Annotated in this window: 22 protein-coding genes, 1 tRNA gene, 1 pseudogene and 1 other annotated feature; of the genes and pseudogenes, 6 read left to right on the forward strand and 18 right to left on the reverse strand. The window is 43.7% G+C overall.

The window, feature by feature from the left end; translation table 11 throughout:
* Window positions 1-6 precede the first annotated feature (6 nt).
* The gene (locus AC0QUU_RS13910; protein WP_474543484.1) at window positions 7-675 is read right to left on the reverse strand and encodes an AraC family transcriptional regulator; all 669 of its coding nucleotides are present in this window, start codon (window positions 673-675) and stop codon (window positions 7-9) included.
* Window positions 676-984: 309 nt separating this feature from the next.
* Between AC0QUU_RS13910 and AC0QUU_RS13915 the strand changes: the two genes are divergently transcribed.
* Complete coding sequence (locus AC0QUU_RS13915) at window positions 985-1110, forward strand: hypothetical protein (protein WP_474543485.1); 126 nt, start codon at window positions 985-987, stop codon at window positions 1108-1110.
* 122 nt (window positions 1111-1232) lie between these two features.
* On the opposite strand, the gene AC0QUU_RS13920 is transcribed toward AC0QUU_RS13915, so the two are convergent.
* From AC0QUU_RS13920 to AC0QUU_RS13930, 3 genes are all read right to left on the reverse strand, one after another.
* Window positions 1233-2663 carry an aminopeptidase gene (locus AC0QUU_RS13920; RefSeq protein ID WP_474543486.1) on the reverse strand — a complete coding sequence of 477 codons (1431 nt, stop codon included), beginning with the start codon at window positions 2661-2663 and terminating at the stop codon, window positions 1233-1235.
* Between the two features lie 343 nt (window positions 2664-3006).
* Window positions 3007-4407, reverse strand: a complete 1401-nt coding sequence (locus tag AC0QUU_RS13925) for a glycine--tRNA ligase (protein WP_474543487.1) — start codon at window positions 4405-4407, stop codon at window positions 3007-3009.
* Between the two features lie 278 nt (window positions 4408-4685).
* Entirely contained in the window at window positions 4686-6005 is a 1320-nt protein-coding gene (locus tag AC0QUU_RS13930; RefSeq protein ID WP_474541810.1) for a transposase, read from the reverse strand.
* A gap of 278 nt (window positions 6006-6283) precedes the next feature.
* On the opposite strand from AC0QUU_RS13930, the gene AC0QUU_RS13935 reads away from it, so the two are divergent.
* Window positions 6284-6357: transfer RNA gene (locus AC0QUU_RS13935), tRNA-Arg, on the forward strand.
* A 186-nt stretch (window positions 6358-6543) separates the two neighbouring features.
* Here AC0QUU_RS13935 and trpS read toward each other — a convergent pair.
* From trpS to AC0QUU_RS13975, 8 genes are all read right to left on the reverse strand, one after another.
* Window positions 6544-7629 (reverse strand): tryptophan--tRNA ligase, encoded by a 1086-nt coding sequence (trpS, locus tag AC0QUU_RS13940; protein ID WP_474543488.1) that lies wholly within the window; start codon window positions 7627-7629, stop codon window positions 6544-6546.
* A 140-nt stretch (window positions 7630-7769) separates the two neighbouring features.
* A complete protein-coding gene (locus tag AC0QUU_RS13945; RefSeq protein WP_474543489.1) occupies window positions 7770-8447 on the reverse strand; it encodes a TIGR00266 family protein in 678 nt (225 codons plus the stop codon).
* Window positions 8448-8632: 185 nt separating this feature from the next.
* A complete protein-coding gene (locus tag AC0QUU_RS13950) occupies window positions 8633-10786 on the reverse strand; it encodes a sensor histidine kinase (protein WP_474543490.1) in 2154 nt (717 codons plus the stop codon).
* Window positions 10758-11456, reverse strand: coding sequence for a response regulator transcription factor (locus AC0QUU_RS13955; protein WP_474545593.1), 699 nt, complete (start codon window positions 11454-11456; stop codon window positions 10758-10760). Before AC0QUU_RS13955 ends, AC0QUU_RS13950 begins: the two co-directional genes overlap by 29 nt.
* Before the next feature lie 171 nt (window positions 11457-11627).
* Window positions 11628-12146, reverse strand: a complete 519-nt coding sequence (locus AC0QUU_RS13960) for a DedA family protein (protein WP_474543491.1) — start codon at window positions 12144-12146, stop codon at window positions 11628-11630.
* 267 nt (window positions 12147-12413) lie between these two features.
* Window positions 12414-13577: a hypothetical protein gene (locus AC0QUU_RS13965; RefSeq protein ID WP_474543492.1), complete on the reverse strand. Its 1164-nt coding sequence runs from the start codon at window positions 13575-13577 to the stop codon at window positions 12414-12416.
* Window positions 13570-14100: an RNA polymerase sigma factor gene (locus AC0QUU_RS13970; protein WP_474543493.1), complete on the reverse strand. Its 531-nt coding sequence runs from the start codon at window positions 14098-14100 to the stop codon at window positions 13570-13572. The genes AC0QUU_RS13965 and AC0QUU_RS13970 overlap by 8 nt, the downstream gene beginning before the upstream one ends.
* A gap of 136 nt (window positions 14101-14236) precedes the next feature.
* Window positions 14237-14614 carry a hypothetical protein gene (locus tag AC0QUU_RS13975; protein WP_474543494.1) on the reverse strand — a complete coding sequence of 126 codons (378 nt, stop codon included), beginning with the start codon at window positions 14612-14614 and terminating at the stop codon, window positions 14237-14239.
* 302 nt (window positions 14615-14916) lie between these two features.
* Window positions 14917-15152 (forward strand) — a binding site (T-box leader).
* A 78-nt stretch (window positions 15153-15230) separates the two neighbouring features.
* Between AC0QUU_RS13975 and AC0QUU_RS13980 the strand changes: the two genes are divergently transcribed.
* The 4 genes from AC0QUU_RS13980 to AC0QUU_RS13995 are packed head-to-tail and all read left to right on the forward strand — an operon-like array spanning window position 15231 to window position 18236.
* On the forward strand, window positions 15231-15803 hold the full coding sequence (locus AC0QUU_RS13980) for a 2-oxoacid:acceptor oxidoreductase family protein (protein WP_474543495.1): 573 nt from the start codon (window positions 15231-15233) through the stop codon (window positions 15801-15803).
* Complete coding sequence (locus AC0QUU_RS13985) at window positions 15803-16105, forward strand: 4Fe-4S binding protein (RefSeq protein ID WP_474543496.1); 303 nt, start codon at window positions 15803-15805, stop codon at window positions 16103-16105. Before AC0QUU_RS13980 ends, AC0QUU_RS13985 begins: the two co-directional genes overlap by 1 nt.
* Window position 16106: 1 nt before the next feature.
* Complete coding sequence (porA, locus tag AC0QUU_RS13990) at window positions 16107-17288, forward strand: pyruvate ferredoxin oxidoreductase (protein ID WP_474543497.1); 1182 nt, start codon at window positions 16107-16109, stop codon at window positions 17286-17288.
* A gap of 15 nt (window positions 17289-17303) precedes the next feature.
* On the forward strand, window positions 17304-18236 hold the full coding sequence (locus tag AC0QUU_RS13995) for a thiamine pyrophosphate-dependent enzyme (protein ID WP_474543498.1): 933 nt from the start codon (window positions 17304-17306) through the stop codon (window positions 18234-18236).
* Between the two features lie 755 nt (window positions 18237-18991).
* Here the strand turns inward: AC0QUU_RS13995 and AC0QUU_RS14000 are convergent.
* The 6 genes and pseudogenes from AC0QUU_RS14000 to AC0QUU_RS14025 all read right to left on the reverse strand — a co-directional run bounded on the left by AC0QUU_RS14000 (window position 18992) and on the right by AC0QUU_RS14025 (window position 25599).
* Window positions 18992-21961, reverse strand: a complete 2970-nt coding sequence (locus AC0QUU_RS14000) for a TOTE conflict system archaeo-eukaryotic primase domain-containing protein (protein ID WP_474543499.1) — start codon at window positions 21959-21961, stop codon at window positions 18992-18994.
* Between the two features lie 61 nt (window positions 21962-22022).
* The gene (locus tag AC0QUU_RS14005; RefSeq protein WP_474543500.1) at window positions 22023-22124 is read right to left on the reverse strand and encodes a Fic family protein; all 102 of its coding nucleotides are present in this window, start codon (window positions 22122-22124) and stop codon (window positions 22023-22025) included.
* Between the two features lie 302 nt (window positions 22125-22426).
* A pseudogene (locus AC0QUU_RS14010) lies at window positions 22427-22936 on the reverse strand (ATP-binding protein); the annotation flags it as partial.
* Window positions 22937-23258: 322 nt separating this feature from the next.
* A complete protein-coding gene (locus AC0QUU_RS14015; protein WP_474543501.1) occupies window positions 23259-24329 on the reverse strand; it encodes a hypothetical protein in 1071 nt (356 codons plus the stop codon).
* Between the two features lie 113 nt (window positions 24330-24442).
* A complete protein-coding gene (locus AC0QUU_RS14020) occupies window positions 24443-25195 on the reverse strand; it encodes a hypothetical protein (protein ID WP_474543502.1) in 753 nt (250 codons plus the stop codon).
* Window positions 25189-25599 (reverse strand): hypothetical protein, encoded by a 411-nt coding sequence (locus AC0QUU_RS14025; protein WP_474543503.1) that lies wholly within the window; start codon window positions 25597-25599, stop codon window positions 25189-25191. Before AC0QUU_RS14025 ends, AC0QUU_RS14020 begins: the two co-directional genes overlap by 7 nt.
* Between the last annotated feature and the right edge of the window lie 27 nt (window positions 25600-25626).

Here is a 25626-nt window from a genome sequence, read left to right on the forward strand (position 1 = left end):
CAAGCGTTATGTAGGGAAAGATACGCAATCTTTATGCCTTTTGTTCTGCGCTTCTTCAAAACCTTTCTCATTTCCGCCGGAAAAGTCAATACTTTTGCGATAATCCGAAGGAGATACCTGATACTCCCTTTTAAAGATCCGGCTAAAATGTTCCGGTGAAGAGTAGCCGATAATCTCGCAGATCCGGCTAATGGGAATATTGGTGGATTCCAGCAGCTCTTTCGCCGCCATTCTTTCTTTCCCGTTCCGGGAAAAAGAAAAATATCCGGTCCCTTTATATACATAATTAATTTCAAAATGATCATGAGAATGGAGTCCGTCGTTTATATAAGGTACATGAATATAAACTGCGATATCCTCTTCCTTATTTATAAAATCATTTTCCCGGATGCGGAGCGGAACAGGTTCCTTCCCATAGATTTTTCCGGTATATCCGCTTTGAACAATCTGATCCGCCTGAAAAATAATTCCGTTATCAATATATTTCACAAAAGCATTATCCGGCAGAAAATCATCCGGCTTAACGAAACTTCCGGAAGGCACATATTGTCCCCCATTGTTCCGGTAATATAAAAGAGCCTGTCGGAACGTCAGTCTCCTGCCATGCCTGATAAAATATTCTTCTGCGATCTTTCTGATATCTCCGATTCTTGGCTGTTGTTTGTCTTTCCCCATCTTTTCCTCCTCAAAAAGCGCTCTCCGCCCGTATATTTACATAATCCGCGGCATTTCTGTTATCTTCTTTTATCATATTACAAATTTGTCCGGGCAGTATCCTGTATTTGTCAAATCAGCAAAATAAATCACACTTTCTGCAGAATAAATCAATTTTTCCGGAACCCGCTTCTGCTATACTTAATACAACAAAAAATTATCCGGATAATCTTGAAAGAACAGGAGGAAATAAGAAATGAAAAAACAGAAAATTACTGCAAAAGCCATGTCACTTTTCCTGGCGTTTTTGCTGGCAGCCGGTTTAACTGCATGCTTTTTGAAGATTTTGACGGGAATCAGATTGTGGCTTATCATGCGCCGAATGAGAACAGCCATCCGGTATTCCAGTATATTTCCGAAGATGAAAGTGGAAATATTATTTTCACTGACAGATAATAATGGATCATTTGATCACAAAAACGGCCTCCTGCAGCACAGGAGGCCGTTTTCAGGTACTGATGACCTGTTTTCTTATTCATCCAGCTGTATGGAACAACCATTCCGAAACAGCCGGCGGATTACATCTTCAGAAATGCCCGGTATCCTTTCACCGCCTCATACACATCTGCCTTGCTGGACACCTCGTAGGGAGCATGCATATTCAGTACTGCCACGCCGCTGTCAATCACTTCCATTCCGTAATTTGCCATAATGTAAGCGATGGTTCCGCCGCCGCCCAGATCTACGCGGCCAAGTTCTGCGAACTGATATGCCACACCTGCATCATCCATTGTCTTTCGAAGCGCTGCGATATATTCCGCGTTTGCATCATTGGAACCGGATTTTCCCCGGCTTCCGGTAAATTTATTAAAAGTAATGCCGTTTGCGAAAAATGCAGAACTGCGTTTTTCAAATGCTTCCGCATACATGGGATCATAGGCTGCGCTTACATCGGAAGAAAGCATTCTGGAATTTGCCAGCGCCCGGCGGACCTTGATCTCTGATTCGCCTTCTGTCAGGGCAATCAGCTCTGCCACGGTATTTTCGAAGAACCGGGAGTGCATTCCGGTAGCGCCCACGCTTCCGATCTCTTCTTTATCTACCAGAAGACAGCAGCCCGTCTTCTTCGCCTCCGTCACATCCAGCATTGCGAAAAGTGAGGTGAACGCGCACACCCTGTCATCCTGTCCGTAAGAGAGAATCATGCTTCTGTCCAGTCCGCAGTCTCTTGCCTTGCCCGCAGGCACAATCTCCAGTTCGGCAGACGTAAAGTCCTCCTCATCCATATCATATTTTTCTTTCAGAAGGCGCAGCACGTTTGCTTTGATCTGTCCGCTCTTTTCCGCCGCATTTTCTTTTGCGTCCGTCTGATCTGCGCTCTGAAGCTCCTCCAGTGCTTGCTCTGCCGGACGGTTTCCGATCAGGAGATCCAGTTTTTCTCCATCAATTACTTTAGAAGCTTTTTTCTCCATCTGCTCCTGCGCCAGATGGACGAGAAGATCTGTGATTACAAATACCGGATCCCCTTCTTCTTCTCCGATATTTATTTTTGTAACAGTGCCGTCCTTTTTCACAACCACGCCGTGAAGAGCCAGCGGCTGTGCCACCCACTGATATTTTTTAATGCCGCCGTAATAGTGCGTATCCAGATACGCCAGGCCTTCATTCTCATAAAGCGGATTCTGCTTCACGTCTATTCGCGGGGAGTCGATATGCGCTCCCAGGATATTCATACCCGCAGAAACCGGTTCTTCACCGATACGGAAAAGCGCCAGCATCTTGGACATACACACAGCATAAACTTTATCTCCCGTTTTCAGTGTCCCGCCTTCTGCCATTACATCGTTCAGGTCGCGGTATCCGGCCTCCTGTGCCAGTCGGACGCCAAGTTCCACACATTCCCGCTCTGTCTTGCCCTCATTCAGGCATGCTTTGTATCTTGTACTGATATTATCAAGTTCCGTAATCTCTTCCGGAGTGTAAGTACTCCATATATTTTTTCTTTCCATGTTGAAATCACCTTTCTTTTCGGCCTTTCCCGACCGTTTTCAATTATACATCTTTTCACATTATGTTACAACAATTCACCCTGGCTTTTCCTGTTCCGGCATTCTATGACCTAAACAGTAAATACGATGCAGTTATACAGGATGCAGACTATTACGAACGGTGGGACGGCAACACCAGATTAACCGAGGTAAGACGCTGCTTGCAGCTTATGAACCCATGCAGGCTGATCAGACTGCTGCATGTATTCAAATAGGGCACAGTAATACGCATGATTACTGTGCCCCATTTTTCAGTCCCGTATGCAGGAAACTGTACGGAACCGCTTCCAGATCCGTAAATATATTACCACTCAAACTTTTTCTCAAAATATGCTTTCAGATCTTCAATCTTAACTCTTTCCTGCTCCATTGTATCACGGTCGCGGACTGTTACTGCTCCGTCTTCCTCGGACTCGAAATCATATGTCACACAAAACGGTGTTCCGATTTCATCCTGACGGCGGTAGCGCTTTCCGATATTTCCGCGGTCATCGTACTCGCAGTTATAATATTTGCAGAGTTCTGTATATATCTTCTCTGCTCCTTCATTCAGCTTCTTGGAAAGCGGAAGCACACCGATTTTCACCGGTGCAAGCGCCGGATGGAAGTGCAGGACTGTACGCATATCCGGTTTTTCTTCTGTTCCGATATTTTCCTCGTCGTAAGCGCTGCAGAGAAATGCCAGAACCATACGGTCCGCGCCAAGGGACGGCTCAATTACGTAAGGAATGTATTTCTCCTTTGTCTCATCGTCAAAGTAAGTCAGATCCTGTCCGGATACGTTCTGATGCTGTGTCAGATCATAATCTGTACGGTCAGCGATGCCCCACAGTTCGCCCCAGCCGAACGGGAAGAGGAATTCTACGTCTGTGGTAGCTTTACTGTAGAAGGACAGCTCTTCTTTATCATGGTCGCGGTAACGCACTTCATCTTCTTTCAGTCCGAGAGAAGACAGCCAGTTCAGGCAGAAACTCTTCCAGTAGTCAAACCACTCCAGATCTGTATCCGGTTTGCAGAAGAACTCCAGCTCCATCTGCTCGAACTCCCTTGTACGGAATGTAAAGTTACCCGGCGTAATCTCATTTCTGAAGGATTTACCGATCTGAGCAATACCGAACGGCAGTTTCTTTCTGGAGGTACGCTGCACATTTTTAAAGTTTACAAATATACCCTGGGCAGTCTCCGGGCGAAGATATACGGTATTCTTCGCGTCCTCTGTTACTCCCTGGAAAGTCTTGAACATCAGGTTGAACTGACGAATATCAGTAAAATTGTGTTTTCCGCAGGACGGGCAGGGAATCTCGTGTTCATCAATGAATGCCTTCATCTGCTCCTGGGACCAGCCGTCCACAGAGCCTTCCAGCTTAATGCCTTTCTCCTCACAGAAATCTTCGATCAGCTTATCCGCACGGAAACGCTCATGGCATTCTTTACAGTCCATCAGCGGGTCACTGAAGCCGCCGAGATGTCCGGAAGCAACCCATGTCTGGGGATTCATTAAAATCGCGCAGTCTACTCCCACATTATAGGGATTCTCCTGCACAAATTTTTTCCACCATGCCTTTTTTACATTATTTTTTAATTCAACACCCAGATTGCCATAATCCCATGTGTTGGCGAGTCCTCCGTAAATCTCGGAACCCGGGTAGACAAATCCTCTTGATTTGGCAAGTGCCACAATTTTATCCATTGTTTTTTCAACCATGTTTCAATTCCTCACATTCTTTTAAACTGACGCTACTTATTATAACGGGTGGATTTCCATTTGTAAAGCAGACTCTTACCGATGCAGTTTTAAACGGTAAAAATATATTTGCCTGCCATATGCCAATGAATTTCTAAGAAAAAATAAGTTATCCACAACACTGGTTTTTCTTCCGAACTTATTCACTTTTAAGGCCCTGATGACCGAATTTCCTCTTTTTGTAGATAATTCAGTTCATTTTCCTCTTGGCAGGCACCACTTCCTTTGCTATACTTATCTCAGTTGAATGACTGTGTATTTTCATCAACTGGGAATATATCTTCTTTTGTTAGTTGCCGTCCAAAGCTGGCTAACAAATCAGAAGATATATTTTTTTGCTTCTTTTTGATCCCATTCTTCTCCAGATAATAATACTCATACAACTGTTTCACAAAATCCGAGATCTGTGCCATTAGATAATGGTTCTTCTGCGCCTGGTCATCCCAGCTGCATGTATGGGTAATGCTTCCCTGCCAGTTCTTCTGCCGGTTAAATCCTTCATTCTCTATCTTCCAGCGCTTTCTTCCCGTTTCCGCCATCTTTTCCGCATTCCCTTTGGTAATCCTTATGCTGCTCAGCCATTGGAATTCTGTTGTTTCTCCAGCCTTTTCTTCCCGATATCTTAATACGTGTACCGGTTTGCCATCATAATCAATATCATTCACGAATTCGGCTTTCTCTGTTTTCCCTTTTTCCGGTATCTTTTCGTATTCTTCCGCTATGCTCGGAATACTTCCCTTTTTATACCGGATCAGGAATTCCCACTTATATTCCCTGCACAGATCCATAACCGGTTTTGATGCATACAGACTGTCTGCCAGCAGCAGGATCGGCAGCCGGGGAAATCTTTTCTTGATCCGTCCTGCCAATCGGGTAAATGCTTTGGTCTCACAATCCTGTTTGATCTCCTCCGCACTCATTTTTTCCTGGCGTTTCCGGTCTTCCCCGTTATTCTCGATGAATTCACTCCCTATACTGGCTACCAGCTTTTCTCCAAAGAAGATCTTCGCCTCCAGCACATCCCGGTGATACAGTGTGATCTCTTTGTCTGTTCCCTTATTACAGCACCGTTCCAGACAATGCTCATTCAGTTTTCTCTGTCCGCAGTATAGCTGTGTCCCATCCACTATGATCAGCCATTTTTTCTTATATCTTGCATCCTCAAAGCATCGTCTCCGGATCAGATGATACACCAGGTCCTGCTTGATTTCTTCCAACTCCATAGGAGCAAGCCTTTCCAGATACTCATTCTCTGTTACATGATGGGGAACGTATTCCCCGGCTTTTTCCCCTATAAATGCAGACAGATTTTTAGAAACCGTCTCTTCATTAAACTGTTCTGTCATCTCCTGCATACTGTCAATCCCCGCGATTCCCTTATAATATAAAGTCCCCAGCATCATCCGGTTTGTATATGTGATATAGCTCGGATGTCGGGGATCCTTTGTTTGGGCAAACTTCCAAAACAGCTGACTATAATATCTGTTTTGGATTTTATTAAGTTCTCTAATTGGATTTTTTTCAAGTTTCTTTTGTATTCTCTGTTCTTTTCTTCCCATTTCAGCCTCACCGCGAAAAAATTTTTTGTAATAATTCTATTTTCGCAGTGAAGCTGTGTATTTTCAATAGATTTAGTGCGAATTATTTTTACCTGTCAAAGCTGTTACCGATGCCCTGCCTTTCTTTAAGATAAACCTCCTGATATTTATATTTACAGAAGCATGAACAGCCGGCAAAATTCAACTGCAGTTTTTTTGCAAAAAAATTATTTTTCTGTTGACATTCCGACAGAAATACATTATACTTGTTTTTGCTGTAAACGAAACAGCTCTTATATGTGCGATTAGCTCAGCTGGATAGAGCGTCTGGCTACGGACCAGAAGGTCGGGAGTTCGAATCTTCTATCGCACGTCAGTATAAAAAAGATGCCGATAAAGCGGCATCTTTTTTTATTCTTTTAACTCTTCCCTTCTATACTTCCGGGCACGTCCTTCCAGAAAAAATTAAAAGTTCAAAAAATACCCTCCTGCAGCAAGGAAATATTCCTTCTGCCAGAAGGGTATTATTTTAAGATATAATCTTAACAACAATGTGCTTTTAATCAGAAAACTTTTCGCTCTGACCTTGAATCAGCTCTTCATCGTCGAAATAATTGATTTTCATGGCTGCTTTCACATCTTTCAGTGTCTCTGCCGCTACAGCCTCAGCCTTTTCGCTTCCTTCTTTGAGCATCTCATAAACTGCCGGAATATCTTTCTGGAACTCTTTTCTCCGGTTCCGGATCGGTTCCAGTTCAGCCTGGAGCACATTGTTCAGGAAACGCTTTACTTTCATGTCGCCCAGCCCGCCTCTCTGGTAATGTTCTTTGAGTTCATCCAGATTATTATACTCGGGCAGAAATTCCGGGAAGTACTCCGGTCTGCAGAATGCATCCAGATAAGTAAACACCGTGTTGCCTTCCAGTTTACCCGGATCTTCGATACGGATATGAGTGGGATCCGTAAACATACTGAACACTTTCTTTTTGATCTCTTCGGGCTCCTCGGAAAGATAAATGCAATTGTTCAGAGATTTGCTCATCTTTGCCTTTCCGTCTATTCCGGGCAGACGCATGCATGCCTGGTTTTCCGGAAGAAGAATCTTGGGATCAACCAGAGTCTCTCCATAGACAGAATTAAATTTGTGTACGATTTCCCTCGTCTGTTCCAGCATAGGCATCTGATCCTCGCCTACCGGCACCGTAGTCGCCTTAAAGGCTGTGATATCCGCAGCCTGACTGATCGGATAGGTAAAAAATCCCACCGGAATGCTGGCTTCAAAATTGCGCATCTGAATCTCCGCTTTTACAGTGGGATTCCTCTGCAGCCTGGACACAGTAACAAGATTCATATAGTAAAAAGATAACTCGCACAGCTGGGGAATCTGAGACTGAATAAACAAAGTTGATTTCTTAGGATCAAGACCGCAGGCCAGATAATCAAGGGCCACCTCAATAATATTCTGCCGCACCTTTTCCGGATTATCCGCATTGTCTGTCAATGCCTGCGCATCCGCAATCATGATAAATATATCGTCAAAATCTCCTGTATTCTGAAGCTCAACCCGCCTTCTCAGGGAACCCACATAATGTCCCACATGCAGTTTTCCCGTAGGGCGGTCTCCGGTAAGCATTACTTTTCTCATATTCTTCCTGTTCCTCCTGCTTTATTTCTCCGGGCGCGGCACACGGAAAATTTTTGTTCCATTTCCCATGTGCAAGCGCTGATCTTTCCCTATTATAGCACCAACACAAACGCTTTGCCAGAACAACTTCGTCCGCGGTACTATTTGGACGGCATGAATTTAAGAATTTCCGCCGCAACATTTGACATAGGCATGGTCTGAAGCCATATACGGCCCGGTCCGGTTATAACAGTATTGAATAAGCCTTCTCCGCCAAACACCATATTCTTAATGCCGGGCACAGACTGTATTTCTATACCGCATGTATTTTCCATTGCCGCCAGATAACCGGTATCCACTACGATCTGCTGTCCCGGCTGAAGATCGTACTCTATTACATGACCGTCAAACTCCAGAAAGGCGGTTCCGCAGCCGGACAGTCTCTGCATAATAAAGCCCTCGCCTCCGAAGAAGCCGGCGCCCAGCTTTTTCTGAAAGAATACAGACAGTTCTACACCAGCCTCCGCCGCCAGAAAGCCTGATTTCTGGACAATCAGCTCCCGGCCCGGCGCGATCTGGTAATCCAGAATGGAACCGGGAAAACTGGATGCAAAGGCGATCATTCCATTTCCTCCCATCGCGGTATAGCGGTTCTGAAAAATCGCCTCTCCCGCGAACATCCTGCCGAAAGCTTTTCCGATTCCTCCGTTTGACGTTGTCTCCATCTTCATATTCGGGGACATCCAGCTCATAGATCCCCTCTCTGTAATCATCGCTTCCCCGTTTTCCAGATAGCAGATCACTACCGGAAGTGTTTCACCTTTAATCTCATACTTCATGATTCTTCCTCCTCACAAATTGTTTATTCTCAGTATCTGTACTGTGAATTTTCCTTTTTTCATCATAACATACAAACATCGGCAGGGAAACTCCCCGCCGACGTCTGATAACTGTAATTTTGTGCCTCTTCTCATATATAGCCTGATTTCCGGCTGTTTTCCTCCGGACTTCCGGACGCTGTCCTTTATCCTTCCGCCTCTATCATTCCACCCGTTATTCCCTCATCTTTTTTTCCGGGTTCTTCCGGGTGCTTTGTCTCTTCTTCCGGCGGCTCTGTTTTCGGAAGCATAATATCCGCTTTAAACAGATCCGCTTCTGTTGAAATTTTCAGAGTACCGTGCTGCAGCTCCGTAAAACTTTTGGCAATGGCCAGGCCCAGTCCGGAACCTTCCGTATTTCTTGAAGAGTCTCCCCGCACAAAACGGTCTGTAATTTCATCAACATTAAAGTTCAGTTCCTGTGACGATACATTTTTCATGGAAATGTGAACCTGATTTTCCAGATCTTTCATCTCGATATAAACTCTGGTGTGCGGCATTGCATATTTTGTAATATTAACAATCAGATTTTCAAAGATCCTGTATGTCTTCTCGCTGTCCAGCCACATGACAAGCTTGTGTTCCGGCAGTTTCCAGCGGAATTCCAGATTCGCGCTTTTTATCTTGCTGTCGTTTTCCAGCCCCACCTGTTTCAGCAGATCCACAATATCCACTTTCATAAAGTGCATAACCACGCTTTTGCTGGCCGCCTTGCTGATTTCAAACAAATCCTCTATCAGAACTTTCAATCTGAGAGATTTTCGCTCCAGAACCCCGATATATTCTTTTCTCCTTTCTTCATCTTTCTCATTTTTCAGCAGATCAATATAAGTAATAATAGCTGTAAGCGGCGTGCGCAGATCGTGGGAGACATTGGTTACAAGCTCCGTTTTCATGCGCTCGTTTTTTACTTCTTCTTCTACTGCCTTTTTAAATCCGGCCTGAATCTTTTTCAGTTCTTCTTTTACCGGATTAAACAGCCCCATATCTCCTTCGATCGGAATATCCAGCCTTCCGTCTGCCAGCCGGTTGGTGGACTGCAGAAGCAGGCTGTACTTTTTCTGCAGGTCGCCCATATATTTCCGCAGGAATAAAAACAGAAGCGCCGAGTACAGGATCAGGGCAAATATGCCATAGAACCAGAAGCAGCTTATAATAACCAGGATCACAAAATTGACAATTACCAGTTTCAGAAGCTTCCGGTTTGTTCTGCTGCGGAAGTCCAGATGAAGCAGCGCGTCATACTGTTTCTGAAAAAAACCTCTCATCTCTTTGACAAAACTGCTGTCTCCCTTGATCCAGCGGATCACCCGTACCGTAAGTGTTCTTTCACGCCAGTAGGAACGTCCCATTGTAAAAATGCACCGCAGACATGTAAATCCCCAGAAAATCAGCGCCGCCACCACCATCCACACCAGGAAATTCACGGCAATATCCGCAATCGTGTTCAGCGCATGGATCCGGGTGCGGATCAGACCGCCTTTTATCGTGTGATAGACCATGTTTCCACATGCATCCACACATCCAAACGCGATAAAGACTTCAAAGACCGCCGCTTCAAAAGGCATCCGGAAGATTTTCCCCTTCTGCTCGCCTACCGCTTTAACAAAAGGAAGCAGAAGCGCCAGAGCAGCTATAATCAGAAAGAAGGTCATAAATCTGGAATAAAAATTCGTGTATACAATATCCCAGGAACCCGGATCAGGATAATCGATTGTGGACATATATTCCGTCAGAGATTCCTGGGTCATTCCATAAATAATTATTCTGTTTTGTATCTTTTCATCCATATACGTATAATAGCCTGCATTTTCCAGAAACCGGGTTTCCAGATCATACTCCTGCTCCGGCGTCAGCGCTGAACCGGAAACCTGGATACCGGAAATATCCCCGCCTCCCGAGAATGTGTACTTCGCACGGAACGCATAGTATTCTGTCTCCTCATCCTTGAGCCGTTCCACTCTTTTAGAATCAACGCCGTTGGTTAAAAGCTCTCCGTCCTCATCGAACACCGCACAGTCCATGTACTTTCTGAGCAGCCCAAACGCATAGTATTCTTCCTGCATATCCAGTACATCAATGTCTCCGTATACGTCTTTATCCATAATGTAATTTCCCGCGCTCAGATTATCGCTTATGGAAGAGAGCACATCCTCTGTATCCGCCCGCTCAGGCACGTAGGAATCCAGCTCATCACTGGTCCATCTGTAGGTCAGCATCATCCCCACTGAACAAAGCGCGAGTACCAGAACAATAATCAGTCTGCCGATATTACGGCTGTTTTTCAATTTTATAGCCAACTCCCCACACCACCTTCAAATATTTTGGATTTTTCGGATCAATTTCAATTTTCTCACGGATATTTCTCACGTGAACCATAATTGTGTCTGTATTAATCGCCTTTTCCTGCCATACTCTCTCGTAAATCTCCTCGGAAGAGAACACCCGGCCGGGATTCTTTGCCAGCAGCAGAAGAATCTTATATTCAATCGGCGTCATCTTCACCGGGACTCCGTCCACACTGACCTCTACTGTATCTTCATTAATTTCCAGCCCGCCGATTACATGCACATTTTCCTTCGGCGTCAGCTTTTCCAGAAACTTGCGGTAACGCCTCAGCTGGGAATTCACCCGCGCCATCAGCTCCATAGGCGTAAACGGCTTGGTTACATAGTCGTCCGCCCCGATATTCAGTCCCGTAATCTTATCCACCTCCTCTGATTTTGCAGAAAGCATAATTACCGGGAAATCATACGTTTCTCTCAGTTTCATCGTCATCCTTATGCCGTCCATCCGGGGCATCATAATATCCACAATCGCCAGGTGGATCTCCTCTCTTTCAATAATCTCCAGTCCCTCCACGCCGTCAGCGGCCTGAAACACCTTATATCCCTGACTCTGCAGGTAGATCTGAACTCCCTCTCTGATCTCCTTGTCGTCTTCTACAATTAAAACGTGATTCGTTTCCATAACTTCTCCTTTTTCAGACAATTTCCCCCAAAGGGGACAGACCCCTTTGGAAAAGGCTACGTCCCCTTTTCGCTGATTTTTCTGACAATTCATTTTATTGTCTTTCCTCCACGATTGTAGAGCATTTTCTCTGTCTGCGCAAGCCTGCCCGTTCAGGCTGTTGTTTTCAATCTAAATTCCCCGGGTAAAAAATATGATTGCCGGTTCACCAAAGAAATATCCGGCGCCTACAAAGGCCAGGTTCCACAAGAATACTCCTCCGGCGGAACTGATGGTATATTTCCTGAAGTCCATTTTTATCATTCCTGCAGGGATGGAAATGAGTGTTCTTGCTACCGGAATGAGTTTGCTTATAAAAACTCCGATGCTCCCCTTTTTTCTTAAATATTCCATCTTTTCTTCTACGGCCGCCTGGTGCTTCGGAAATTTTCTGAAATAAAATTCCATCACCTTCGGACCGCCCAGCCGGCCCAGGAAGTAAAGCAGCCAGCTGCCTGTCAGCCCCGCTGCCAGTGTAAGAAGCATAACCAGCGGAAAACTGATCTCTCCTCTCGCCGCCCAGATTCCGGACAGGGGCATGATTAGCCCCGCCGGGAATCCCGGCAGATTGAGATATTCAAGAAATACGATCAGATAAATAAAAAAAGCTCCGTATTTCAAGAAATATTCTGTCAGTTCCTGTATATCCATCTTTCGTACCTCCTCAACTGTTATCATGATAAAACGGAAATCTAAAGGGATGTTTGATAAGAATCAAAAGATATTCTAAAGATTTTCAGGAAAACCAGGAAGACTGCTGCAAAATAGATGGGAATTCCTCTATGGAGCAGTCACTCCTTTGAAAACAGCTCTCTGGCCGACAAGAAGAAGGGGACGCAGCGTCTGCCGCGCCCCCTTCTTCCAGGACTTTTTTGCCATTCTGTTTCTGTATAATTTTTCCGTGATCCTGCCCCTCTCCTATTTCGGAATGTACACTGCGGCGGTAACCGTGCCGTCTGCATTCAGCGTAAGAGTCGTCATTTTCAGTGATTCAACGCCGCCTTCATCATGGAAATATGCAATCCGTTCAGACATACCCGGCTTTCCATCCGGGAACTCTCTTGCCCGCTCAATGTATCTGGCGATATGTTCCCCATCCTCCATTGTATATTCATACATCAGATTGTCTTCATCTGCTCCGAACGTCTGAACAGAATCTTCTATTCTCTCCGCATACTGGTCAATGTTTTCCGGTGTCACTTTTTCCATAAATTCATCCGCCTCTTTGCTTCCCAGAATATAAGTCTCCTCTTCCGAAGTATCTTCCCCTTCTCCGGTCAGCGGCGCCAGATATTCTTCTGCCGCTTCCGGATCGGCCAGAGCCGAATCCAGCGGAAGTTCAAAAAGCGCATTCACGCCTTTATAGTCTTCTGCCCGGCTGATCTCTCCTGTCGTCTCATCATAATTATATGCCTCCTCATTATAGAAGCTCCCGTCAGACACACAGAGGTAAACCGTCCTGTCCGCAAAGATTTCAATATTGCTGCACTCCGTCAGACGGTACAGAACATCATCCTGTATGAATTCCGTATACACACCGTCCATTGATATCACATTGACCAGTGCCGGATTGCAGCCCTGAATCAGTGGAGATACAAAAAACTGCAAATCCCCGTAAGCTTCATCTGATGTATTCTCCGGCATGGGAGTTCCATCTGTTCTGCTGACAGCAGTTACAATATACGTCCGGTCATTCAGAATTTCCCCGTTCTTCTCCGTCACATATTCCGCAATATCCCTGCCCGATGCAATTCCCATTAGTGTAACATCGAATTTTTCAAAATGCTGTGTTTCATTAATATCAACGGCATCTTCCCCTGAAAATGCTTCCGCAAGCTTCTTATCCCCGATTTTTTCCGCCGTCTGTTCCGGCGTCAGCAGTCTGTAAGCCGCATAGGCCACTCCGGATCCCGCCGCCAGCACTAGTACAAAAGAAAACACAATTCCGGGAACCCATTTTCTTCTTTTCTTCATTTCTTCCCTCTCCTTTACCTGATTCAGAATCTTCTGGTTCAGCCGCAGATCTGGTGTCTGGTCCGGAGCGAGAGCCTGTTTTAAAATCTGATCAAATCCGTCACTCATTTAACACATACTCCAATTCTTTTTCCAAAATCTTTCTGGCCTGATGCAGCCTGCTCTTTACTGTTCCACAGGGAATACGCAGTATATCCGCAATCTGTTCCACGCTTCTTTCTTCCATGTAATAAAGCAGCACCGTCACTTTCATTTTATCCGGAAGTCTGTCCACTGCATTTCTGACCGCAGTCTGCATTTCTTTTCTGACCGCCTGATGTTCCGGTGAAGTTTCTGAGCCGGCCTGCAGATCAGTCCCGGCCATTTCATTTCCAGTCTCATCCATACCGGCAATCCGTTTCCGCCAGGCTCTTTTCCGCCGCTGATTTTTCCACAGCCGGATTGCCACGGACAGCAGATAACTCTTTGGATTTCCCTCTGCGTCAAGAATCTGTTTCTTCTCAATCGCCCTCAGAAACGTTTCCTGGTACAGATCGTCCGCTTCCTGCCTGCTGCCGGTCAGACAGCAGCAGAAAGAATATATATCCCCACCATATTCTGTTATAAACTGTTCCAGCTCAATATCTGTCATAAACTTTCTCCTGTAAGACGTCTTTTGGAGCAGGGATTGTTTTATCCCTTCATCAATATATTGTAATAACCGGAAAACAGGTTCATAATTCACTGAAATAAAAAACGCTTCTCAGTAATAGACTTACCAAAAAGCGCTATATAAAATCAGCCTGTCGTCTTCCGTCCGCTCCGGCTTTGCCGTCAAATACGATTCCTTCCGCATTCTCAAGAATCTTTCTGAACTTTTCTGTATACTGCTGCATTCCGGATTTTATTTTTTCTCTGTTTTTTCCCATAAAAATAAAGCTGACAGAATCTTTCTCCGGTTCTATCCTGACATTACATTTGACCGACTCCGGCATATACAGGCTAAAACCGATTACACTCACTTTATCCAGAGAAATCACTGCATCATTCTGTCGGTTATATTCTTCATAATCGGAAAACCTTTGTTTTTCCGGCCTGGCGCATTCAATTCCGTATGTGAATACAATTTCCTCTACTTTCATTTCAGACAGCTGAAATGCTTCCATTATAAGATTAATACTGCTAATACTGAACGGCTCCCCTGCTCTGAACATCATATGTGATACATATGCAGAGTTTTTCAATAATAAATTCATGATCTGCATTGGCGTTTCCCCTTTCCTTCAGAAAATTATTCCATATTTTTCTGTATCGCGCAACACTTTCTTCCGGCGCCATAATAAAATACATGCCTCAAATCAGTTAATTATTTTTTACTGTAGTAAATATCCGTAAATTTACTGTGTTGACATTTGAGAATTTATAAGATAAAATTTCTATAATCAGAAAACAGATTGCACTCTGTAAGTTAAATTCTATGATGAGAAGGAGTAAGAGACGGAATCTTACCTGCAGAGAGCTGCCGGCGGTGCGAGACAGCGGAAGACCGATTCTGAAAATCATCTCTGAGGATGGAAACTGAAGACTGATTTGTAAGTTTCCACGGGCGTTTCCCGTTACAGAAACCGCGTATGCTGGTGCGCAGTATTCATACTTGTTTTGTGAAACAGGGTGGTTGCGGAATTTTCAAGGTCCGTCCCTATTCGGGGACAGGCCTTTTTTCTTTTCGCAGGGAAATACAAAAAGCCGGTATATGAATCAACGAAGAAAGGATGAAGGAACATGAGTAACCACACAGAAATCAGATGGCATGGCCGGGGCGGCCAGGGCGCCAAAACTGCTGCTCTGCTCCTTGCGGACGTAGCATTTCAGACAGGCAAATATGTACAGGGATTTCCGGAATATGGTCCGGAGCGTATGGGAGCGCCGATTACCGCCTATAACCGGATCAGCGATACGGTGATCCGCGCCCATTCCAATATCTATGATCCCCGGTATGTTGTCGTTGTAGATGAGTCTCTGCTGGAAACAGTAGACGTAACCAGCGGTCTGAAAGAAGACGGAGCGATTCTGATCAATACAGAACGCCCGAAGGAAGAAATCATCCCGCACCTGAAGGGCTACAAAGGTGCTGTGTATACCATCGACGCAAGGAAAATTTCCATGGCGGCTCTGGGGAAATATTTCCCGAACACACCGCTTCTTGCGGCAATCGTAAAGGTAGCTCAGATTATGGACAAGGATACATTTCTCCGGGAAATGAGAGCTTCTTTTCACCACAAATTTGCAAATAAGCCGGAAGTAATCGAAGGGAATATGAAAGCCCTTGAAATGGCGTTTGAGGAGGTGCACTAATGGCGACAGATATCAGTAAACTGGGATTAAAGGCAAAATGGCAGGACCTGACGGAAGGCATGATCGTTGCCGGAGCGGGAACTTCCGCGGAATTTAAGACCGGGGAATGGAGCAGTATCAAACCGGTATTTATTGAAGAAAACTGTAAACAATGTCTGCTCTGCGTGCCGGTTTGTCCGGACAGCTGCGTTCCTGTTCAGGACAAGAAAAGAGCAGAATTTGACTATGACCACTGCAAGGGATGCGGCATCTGTGTAAAAGCATGTCCCTTCGGGGCAATTACAATGGAAGGGGTGAATTAATATGGCAAGAAGAGATCGTTTATCAGGAAATGAAGCCGTAGCGGAAGCGCTTCGTCAGATTAACCCGGATGTATTTCCGGCGTTTCCCATTACCCCGTCCACAGAGATTCCGCAGTATTTTGCCTCCTTCGTGGCAAATGGGAAGGTAGATACAGAGTTTATTCCCGTAGAAAGCGAGCACAGTTCCATGAGCGCGGCCATCGGCGCATCGGCCGCAGGCGCCCGGGCGCTGACCGCCACATCATCCTGCGGACTTGCATTTATGTGGGAGGAGCTTTACATTGCCGCTTCCAACCGGCTGCCCTTGGCGCTGGCTCTGGTAAACCGGGCCCTGTCCGGACCGATCAATATCAACTGTGATCACTCCGACAGTATGGGAGCCAGAGATTCCGGCTGGATTCAGATATACGCAGAAAATAATCAGGAAGCCTACGACAATATGGTCCAGGCATTCCGGATCTCTGAGCATAAGGATGTAAAACTGCCCATCATGATCTGCCAGGACGGATTTATTACCAGCCACGCAGTAGAAAATATCGAACTTCTGGAAGACGAGGAAGTCCGGTCTTTCGTCGGTGAATATGAGCCTGAAAACTATCTGCTGAATCCGGACTGCCCCATGGCAGTAGGCCCCTACTCCGTAACTGATTATTATATGGAGGCAAAAAGAAATCAGGCCGAAGGCATGCGGCATGTAGAGCAGGTGGTCCTGGATACAGCAAAAGAATTTGCAGAATTATCCGGCAGGGAATACGGCCTTTTTGAGGCATACCGGCTGGAGGACGCGGAACGGGCTGTTGTAATGATCGGTTCGGCGGCGGGAACTACAAAGGACGCTATTGACCGTCTGCGGGAAAAGGGAGAAAAAGTCGGACTTCTGAAAATCCGTCTCTACCGTCCATTCCCGGCAGATGCAATCGCTGAAGCTCTCAAAAATGTAAAAGCGGTGGCTGTTATGGATCGCGCGGAAGGCTACTCCAACCACGGCGGCCCGCTGGGAGCCGATGTGATGGCAGCCCTTTTCCGTGCAAGAAGCACAGCTCTGGCAACCAATATCATATACGGTCTTGGCGGACGGGATGTGCGCGTGGAAGATATGGAGCAGGTATTTGAGGATCTGCAGACAATGATTGATCAGAATGACGCCGGCGAGACTTATCGCTACATGGGACTCAGAGAGTAAGGAGGGACGCAGAAGATGGCTTATAATTTTAAAGAAACAATGAATAAACCGGAGCGTCTGGCTCCGGGCCACAGAATGTGTGCAGGATGCGGCGGAACCATTGCAGTGCGCAACGTGCTCCGCGGACTTCACGAAGGAGATAAGGCAGTGATCGGAAATGCCACCGGATGTCTGGAGGTGTCTACATTTACCTATCCTTATACTTCCTGGCAGGACAGCTACATACACAATGCCTTTGAAAACGCAGGCTCAACCTTAAGCGGCGTGGAAGGCGCATACAAGGCGCTGAAACGGAAAGGCAAACTGGACGCGACATACAAATTCATCACCTTCGGCGGCGACGGCGGAACCTACGATATCGGTCTCCAGTCCCTTTCCGGCGCCATGGAACGGAACCATGACATGGTCTATGTATGTTACGACAACGGAGCTTATATGAACACCGGAATCCAGCGTTCATCCGCCACTCCCATGTATGCGGATACAACAACCACACCGGTAGGATCCCAGAGCAACGGCAAGCCCCAGAACCGGAAGGATCTGGCGTCCGTTATAGCAGCCCATGACATTCCCTATGTGGCTCAGACTACCTTTGTACAGAACTTTAAAGACCTGCATATCAAAGCAGAAAAAGCGATCTACACACCCGGAGCAGCTTTCCTGAACATTATGGCTCCCTGTCCGAGGGGATGGAGATATAACACTCCCGATATTATGGAAATCTGCAAACTCGGCGTAGAAACCTGCTACTGGCCGCTGTTTGAAGTAGTGGAAGGCAAATGGATCCTGAACTATGAGCCGAAGCACAAGAAACCTATTGAAGAATTTTTAAGACCACAGGGCAGATTCAAACACCTGTTCAAGAAGGGAAATGAGTATCTTCTGGAAGCATTCCAGAAAGAAGTGGACAGAAGATGGGAAGAACTTCTCTTCCGCTGTTCCAGATAAATCAATATCAGAATCAGAACAAGGCGGTTTCCGGGCTGAAAGGAGTGTTGCGGCTCGGGACTGCCTTTTATAATCTTCTGTTTTTGTGCGCGTTTCATTCCCCTATAAATTTACACTACTTGCACCATAGTTTGCTATCTGTTTCATTCATAATGTGGTTTATTATGGTACATATACCGGGTCATCCATTCTGCCGTCATGTTCCCAGTAGATTTCCTGTTTTGTCTTTCTGGAAAGAAAAGTGAAATCCGGATGAACTGTGCCAAAATGTTTTAAATACAAGGGGCATTCAAATTTGTGTGACCTGCTTCCACCACATAATTCGTCTTCCGATACTGTATCTTCTCTATGATTTCCCTTACTGCTTGATGGCAGTTTCTGTTTGGTCGAAACCCAATGCTCTCATTATAAAAAATCTGCTCCAGTATCTGTGCAATCGCATTTTCCTTCAGACTCCGTTCATAATCTTCTTTTGTCACCTTATCATTAGGAATTGTTTTTCTGATTAAAGAACCGTGCCGGCAGTTCATCTGTCTGCGAAACTGCTTGCATATGTTTGAAATGATTTTAGATTTGTTTGAAAAATCCCGGAAGCCGAAGCTTCCGGGATAAGAATTCTTTGTGATCGTACGTATACGATTTGATTAACGTTTGGATAACTGAAAATACTGGAAAATCAAGGGGTTACACAAAAAGTTGTTGCAAATACGTTACAAACCCATGGCTTTTCACAGCGATTGAGGACATCTCTCTTATTATTTAAACGCCAGTTCCAATAACTCATCTGCAATTTTTTTATCCTTCACCCGCATAATATTGTCTTCGACTTTTTCTTTACCCAGCAAATGAATATTTCCATACCAGATAATTTCCTGATCTATAACCGCAAAATTTTCACAGGAATCTTCCACTGTTTTAATAAAGAACCCAGCCTGACGCATATCCTCATGCAATTGCATCCAAAATGCAGCATCGCCAAATCCATAGTCATCGGGAGCCCAAGTGACGATTGTCACTTCTACACCCAGTGCCTGCTTTTCTTTCAACACATTTATAATTTCGTAGACCTTTTTCGCACTGATGACATTACTGGATATCACGATCCTGTGTTCTGCCTCAAGGAGATCCCTTTCGAATACTTCTCCGTAATTTTCTCCGTCAAAAATAGCATTCGCTTCCTGCTTTTCATAATCCAATCCAGAACATATTTCGTATCCGATCTGCTTGTATGCTTTTAGCCTTTTTCCATACATTCTTTCAAACATTGGAATATGACTGTCAACGTAATCAAATACGATTACATCTTTCTTGCCTGCATAGTTCCGGTTCAGACGTCCGGCATACTGTTCAACTACACTTCGGAACGAAACCGGTGTCGCCATAATCAATGTATCCAGGCGCGGGAAGTCAAAACCTTCTCCGATCAGACTGCCTGTGGCAACCAGCGCCAGCGTTTCCTCCGGAGCGGTTTGCTGTAACTGTTCACGGATTTGCTTATGTTCTTTCTTTGAATTGTTTCCCGTCATCAAAAAGACATTGTCCGCATACTCTTTCATCTGGTCATACAGTCTTTCTGAGTGATCCTTATATTTAGATAATATTACCGGCGTTCTTCCTGCCGCAATGCAATTTTTTACATCCGAAAGGATCTGTTCATCTCTCGCTTCATTATGCCGGAGCATTTCATAGGCTTCATTGGGATGCATCTTTTCTGCTGTAACACCTCTGGGAAGTACTGTCCTTGTAAATCTTGGGTACACCAGATGAGGGATTCCCTGCGCTTTTACTTTTTCTTTTGCAGAATAACTGTATCGGATCGGGCCAAGCAGCATATAATTGATCTTTTCCAGTCCATCCGATCGTTTTGGTGTGGCTGTAACACCATATACATATTTCGCAGTGACTTTTTGCAGTACTTCTGCGATCGTATCTGAAGCCGCATGGTGGCATTCATCAACAATGACCATTCCATATTGATCAAGCAGCGGATGCCATTCGCCTTTTTTACATAATGAGCCTGCCATAGCAATATCTACAATCCCTGTCATGGAATCATGTGCTCCCTGCAGTTTTCCAATCAGACTTTTCCTCACTCTGATCCGTCCGGTTTTTGTTTTATACTCTGGAAGTTTTTCATCTATATCAAGGAATTTCTCCAATGCATCTTTCCACTGTTCCAGCAGAGCAGAAGATTCAAGGATTATCAGAGTATTCACTTTCTTCTCTGCGATCATTGCGCTGCATACAACTGTTTTTCCAAAGGCTGTGGCCGCCTGAAGAATTCCGTTATCGTATTTCATCATCTCTTCCAGCGCCGGCTTTTGTTCCTGCCTTAGTTCTCCTGCGAATGTAACATTAATATGTCTGCCACACTGACGTTCATCACTTATCTCGAAGAGAATGTCTGCTTCTTTTATCTTCTCAATCAGTCTGTCATACAGGCCCCTCGGGATTTCAATATACCCGCTCAGATGATCCTTTCCCAGATATATCCACTGAGCGGTAGCAAAGTTCGACATACCGATTGCCGCATTTTTATAAAAAATCGGATTTCTTATCGCTGCCAGCCGCCTGATCTGATTTTGGAGCGCCGCTTTCAGATTCAGGCTGTCTATATAAATACCATTTGATAAAACGAGACTGAATTTTCCCTTCACATCCTCACGGCGAAACGGCTTTTCTTTTTTCCACGGTTGTTCCCGCTCTTCTGCATTTCCATTGTCATCCGCCGCTTCTGTGATATCCGATGCCGCCCACTCCTTTATTTTAGCTTCTATAAACTCAATAGAAAGACGCGGCTTGCTCCAGAGCACATCCCACTGATTCGGATAAGCATTCCAGTTACTGTCAATAAAAGCGCTGTTTCCTTTTTGTAAAGCCTGTCCCTGCAACGGAAGAGCAATCAAATTGCCCAGACCGCCTTCCGGAAGAGTATCCTGAGCCGGAAGCATTCTGTCATAATATTTAAATGATTTCAAATTAACCTGCTCCGCCCCTTTTTCCAGCAAAGTAAAGCCAAACCTTCTCGCCAGCGCTGCCGGAATCGGTTTATCAAAGAAGATCCACAAATGTGCCCCTCTTCCGGATCTGGAGCGTTCGACAAGAGGATCAATCCCGTTTAAACTGCAAATGGTCCGCATAGCTTCTACTTCTTCCATCCATGCCTCATTCGTATTTGCAAAATCTTTCTTTTCAGCACCCTTTTCATGATTATCAAAATCAAATACAAGAAAACGGCATGTTCCATTTTTTAGCAGCGGATAAACACCAATCACATCTGAGCCATTATAAGATCTTCCCTGTAAATGAGCCCGTATATCTTTTATCGTCAACTGTTTATATGCCTGATGAGGGCAGTCTTTGCAGTTCATTTTCTCATGGCGCATTTTAGGGCAGATATTCTCCCAGCGATTATGACACTGTGTATAGTATCCTGCTTCCCCTGTGCTTGTCTTTTCACTTCTCTTCGCATAGACATCCTGCCGCCCCCAGAATCTGGCATAAAATAAATTTGCCATTTCATCCGTAATCTGTCCCGGATGGATAATCCGCGCCCCCTGATTCGGATCATACTCCTCTGTGTTTTCGGGTTCACTGATATGGGAAATTTCATGTGTATATGAAATACCAGAACGTTCCAGAATGTTTTTCAGTATTTGATTTTCCAGCTGCAGATCATTGATCTGCTTCTGCAGTAAACTGATATTTTCAACGGATTTTCTCATTTTACCTTGGAAGTTTTCGTGTCTCCTCCTTTAATCTGGCTCTTCCATGCCCTAAAATCTTTTATTTAATCGTAATATATTTCTGATTTTTGCTGTTTGGCTTATCTGGTATCGTCATAGATATCCGGCCTTGTTGAAGAAGCGGAGATAAATATTTACGCACAGTTTTTTGTCGCGATATCCAAGATGTTCCATAATTTCTTGTATATTTTTCGCCTCTACACAAAATCTTAATATGCGTTCCCCCATATCTGGTTCTTTAACCATGAAATTCTCATTTCTATCTGGGGGAATTTTTGTGTCAACTGGGGGAATTTCTGTTCCAACTGGGGGAATTTCTATTTCATCTGGTACATTTTCATCATTAACTGGTGCGTATACCTTTGTCTCTAACCGTTCAAAAGGAATCGTCACCACAATACTATTCTCCCTAAGTTCAATACAGTCTTCACCATAAAGTTCCGTTATTTTAGGTACACCACGTCCAGAACGTTCACTTATATGAAGCTGAAGAAAAATATCCGACAATTTCTGGTTGACCGGAACTGATTCCCCGGCAAAAAAACCTTCAACTGTCTGTTTCGGCGGCAGGTGTCCTCGAGACAATATTTCAATTCTGTCCCGGAATCCCATAATCATCGGCGCATTACCATCTATCCATAAATTATGCACAAATGCATTGATTACCGCCTCTCTATACGCCTCAGCATGGAACAGCGGCACTTCCTTACGTTCAACAATACGGTTTCTTTCATCTGCCTGTGGAATATTCAGTACTTCCCCATAACGAAGCACATCATCCAAAGAATACAACAGACAAGTATTTCCAAACTCTCTGACAGAATACATTGTTGTTGATTTTGACTCTCCTGAAAACAAGGAAAAACGAACTGGAATATGACTATTATCAGAAAGCAACTGTGCCATCAGATTATATTTTCCATCTTCCGTTAAGAGCCCGAGATATAAGTTCATTCATATAATCCGCTCCACAACAACCATGATTAATAAAAACCAAATCTGTTTTATCGATTTCTATTATAGTATCACATCTTTTCCCGGAAAGATACCAAAATCAAAAGCCTCCCAGAACAAATGTCCTGAGAGAACATGCGGCGCCTCGAGGCGTTTGAATCGTATATACTTGTATCCGATTAACGCTTGGGTAACCGGAAATGACGGAAAATCAAAGGGTTATATGGAAATTTGTTGCAAATGCGTTACAAACTCTGGACGGCTTAACACGATTGATTACGCCTCTACTTTTATAAGAAAAATGTTGACATTACCGCATCCTTTATAAGCGTTGTAATGTAATTTTTTCTATATTAAAACGCTTTTCTAACAAGTCAATCATCTCATCTGATAATCTTCTTAATGTGCCCAAAAAAGAATAATAATCCATTCCATTATAACAAGTTTCAACAATACCATAAAACGGCTTTTCAATATTTTCTATAGAAATTACTCCCTGATTTTCAATCCCATAATGCATCATACAATTACGAAACTTAGACTGGAATAAATTTTTTGCTGAACTAAACATCTCTGTAAACCCTCCCAAATCAATACACAGATCAATATTATTGTCACAATAATTTTTTAACCGTTGAATTGCTCGATAAGTATAATATGTTACAATATATTCCACTCGAAAAACCCACATATTGCTATCATCAAATAACGGTCTCAAAATATGTTTCACAAAATTCATATTACAAACTAAATCAAGAAAAAACAAATTTAAGACCTTCGATGAATTATCAACGAACAACTCATCATTCTTATTTGTATTCAAGTCATAAAAATAATCTATTGATACCCCTGTATGCAATCTTTTTACCTCTGGTGGATCAATAGCTTGCGAAAATCCTTCTTTTATCGATGCCACAAATGCCCCCATTTGCCGCCCCAATTCAAATTGCAATTTTCCTGTTTTCGGATTAAATATATCATCAATTCCTAAAAAATCAGCAAGCATCTGAGTGTTTCCTACAACATGATAATCTTCTGTCCAATAGGTACCAAGATTCAAATGGATATTCCAACTTTTCATAAAATCAAATCTTAATTGTGCTCTATACTGTTCATCTTGCTCGATATCTACCAATTCTATTCTTTTCTTTGATTTTCCAAAGCTTTCTCCGTATACTTTAATAAAATTACGTATATCTTTTACTTTTTCCGCAGAAGTTCCCTCGATAAAAATTTCTCCCACATATTCTTGGCAAGATTGAATAAACAATGCATAATACGGGATAATCTCCATTGCAAATACAGGATCCCTTTCGGTCTTCATAAGAGAAAAAATAGATTCCGCATCTTCTTGCATAATACGAACAGTAATCATCTTTTCCAAATTTTCCATCTTTTTATCTTTACATCTCCTCGATACATCTCGAATTTCTGAGTTTATTCTTTTTCTGTTAATCCACAAAAATTTACTCATCAAGCATCAACTTTCCCGCCTTAGCTTTTAGCTTATTTCGGGAATCTATTTCCATTAATTACAGTTTCATTTTCACTAACTATATTATTAATATCTTCCCATGTCATTGGTTCCGAAATGCTAAGCGGAGCTATTTGAGAATATGAGACTATCCGCTTTTCTCCACTAGTTCTTTCATTGAAATTCAATCCATTATATTTTAATGCTTTTGCAAATCCAGAAAGCGCATAACTCACACCGCCATGCTGCTTTTCTTGCTGTTCAAACAAGCCATATTGATACAATGATGAAACCATAGCAGTTAGTTGCGTTGTACCTTCATAGTCAAAAGAAGCGATATAATCTAATTCTTCAGGCGTACACATTATTAGAAACTTTGCGAGTTTATAATACAAAGCATTATCCATTTCAGTCAACAAATAACACCTTGTAAGTTGAGCAAAATAATCAACTTTTTTATCATCATCAATTTCATTAATGAGATGAATCTGTCTTTTTACAAATCGCTCATAATCCTTGTTATCCTCACTGAATTTTCCCGCCATCTTTACCTGTTCAGCATAATCCCTAAAGGTACCAAACATATATCTCTGCATTTTGTCCCAAAACAAAATTGTTGGTGTATGAAAAAGTAGATTCTTTATATCTCCGCCAGAGTCAATCAATGCGCCTACATCTCCTAGAGAAACAGCTTTAATAATGCCCAAAAATGCATCCCCTGCATATTCATGAATGTCTTTATCCTTCAAAATCGTTGTCAGTGCCTCAAGTTGCTTTTCTAACATTTTACCTCGCCCTCTCCTATACTATCATCAATTAACATTTTTAAATATTCATCAATTTTCTTTGCCTGTTTATACTCCTGAATTTTAATCCTAATATTATTTTGCTCTTCAATTGCAGCCTCTTGAGGAAGGAAGCCTGAATAGACCCTATACATAGGCTTGGCATCCGTATCGGGAAAATATACCTTTTTTGACTTATCTTCCACATCGTCGATTTCACTAACAATAGCATTGAATATGCTATTCATAATATAAATCGTTATAGTCTGACAAAATATGTTATATCCTATTTTGTCAGTATAAGCTGTAAAAACTTCCTGACTTGGGGACAAGACATCATTTATCACACGGATGAATATATTCAAGCTATTGAAGAAGCAATGTGGGAATTCAATGTTTCTCAATGTCCTGACATCTCCAACAAAGAATTT

It is taken from the genome of Mediterraneibacter sp. HA8405 (assembly GCF_056148955.1).

What these genes read in the sequence shown, in the direction of transcription:
- AC0QUU_RS13910 (WP_474543484.1), bottom strand. Translation starts at nt 675, where the DNA reads ATGGGGAAAGACAAACAACAGCCAAGAATCGGAGATATCAGAAAGATC.
- AC0QUU_RS13915 (WP_474543485.1), top strand. Translation starts at nt 985, where the DNA reads ATGCTTTTTGAAGATTTTGACGGGAATCAGATTGTGGCTTATCATGCG.
- AC0QUU_RS13920 (WP_474543486.1), bottom strand. Translation starts at nt 2,663, where the DNA reads ATGGAAAGAAAAAATATATGGAGTACTTACACTCCGGAAGAGATTACG.
- AC0QUU_RS13925 (WP_474543487.1), bottom strand. Translation starts at nt 4,407, where the DNA reads ATGGTTGAAAAAACAATGGATAAAATTGTGGCACTTGCCAAATCAAGA.
- AC0QUU_RS13930 (WP_474541810.1), bottom strand. Translation starts at nt 6,005, where the DNA reads ATGGGAAGAAAAGAACAGAGAATACAAAAGAAACTTGAAAAAAATCCA.
- trpS (WP_474543488.1), bottom strand. Translation starts at nt 7,629, where the DNA reads ATGAGAAAAGTAATGCTTACCGGAGACCGCCCTACGGGAAAACTGCAT.
- AC0QUU_RS13945 (WP_474543489.1), bottom strand. Translation starts at nt 8,447, where the DNA reads ATGAAGTATGAGATTAAAGGTGAAACACTTCCGGTAGTGATCTGCTAT.
- AC0QUU_RS13955 (WP_474545593.1), bottom strand. Translation starts at nt 11,456, where the DNA reads ATGGAAACGAATCACGTTTTAATTGTAGAAGACGACAAGGAGATCAGA.
- AC0QUU_RS13960 (WP_474543491.1), bottom strand. Translation starts at nt 12,146, where the DNA reads ATGGATATACAGGAACTGACAGAATATTTCTTGAAATACGGAGCTTTT.
- AC0QUU_RS13965 (WP_474543492.1), bottom strand. Translation starts at nt 13,577, where the DNA reads ATGAGTGACGGATTTGATCAGATTTTAAAACAGGCTCTCGCTCCGGAC.
- AC0QUU_RS13970 (WP_474543493.1), bottom strand. Translation starts at nt 14,100, where the DNA reads ATGACAGATATTGAGCTGGAACAGTTTATAACAGAATATGGTGGGGAT.
- AC0QUU_RS13975 (WP_474543494.1), bottom strand. Translation starts at nt 14,614, where the DNA reads ATGGAAGCATTTCAGCTGTCTGAAATGAAAGTAGAGGAAATTGTATTC.
- AC0QUU_RS13980 (WP_474543495.1), top strand. Translation starts at nt 15,231, where the DNA reads ATGAGTAACCACACAGAAATCAGATGGCATGGCCGGGGCGGCCAGGGC.
- AC0QUU_RS13985 (WP_474543496.1), top strand. Translation starts at nt 15,803, where the DNA reads ATGGCGACAGATATCAGTAAACTGGGATTAAAGGCAAAATGGCAGGAC.
- porA (WP_474543497.1), top strand. Translation starts at nt 16,107, where the DNA reads ATGGCAAGAAGAGATCGTTTATCAGGAAATGAAGCCGTAGCGGAAGCG.
- AC0QUU_RS13995 (WP_474543498.1), top strand. Translation starts at nt 17,304, where the DNA reads ATGGCTTATAATTTTAAAGAAACAATGAATAAACCGGAGCGTCTGGCT.
- AC0QUU_RS14000 (WP_474543499.1), bottom strand. Translation starts at nt 21,961, where the DNA reads ATGAGAAAATCCGTTGAAAATATCAGTTTACTGCAGAAGCAGATCAAT.
- AC0QUU_RS14015 (WP_474543501.1), bottom strand. Translation starts at nt 24,329, where the DNA reads ATGGAAAATTTGGAAAAGATGATTACTGTTCGTATTATGCAAGAAGAT.
- AC0QUU_RS14020 (WP_474543502.1), bottom strand. Translation starts at nt 25,195, where the DNA reads ATGTTAGAAAAGCAACTTGAGGCACTGACAACGATTTTGAAGGATAAA.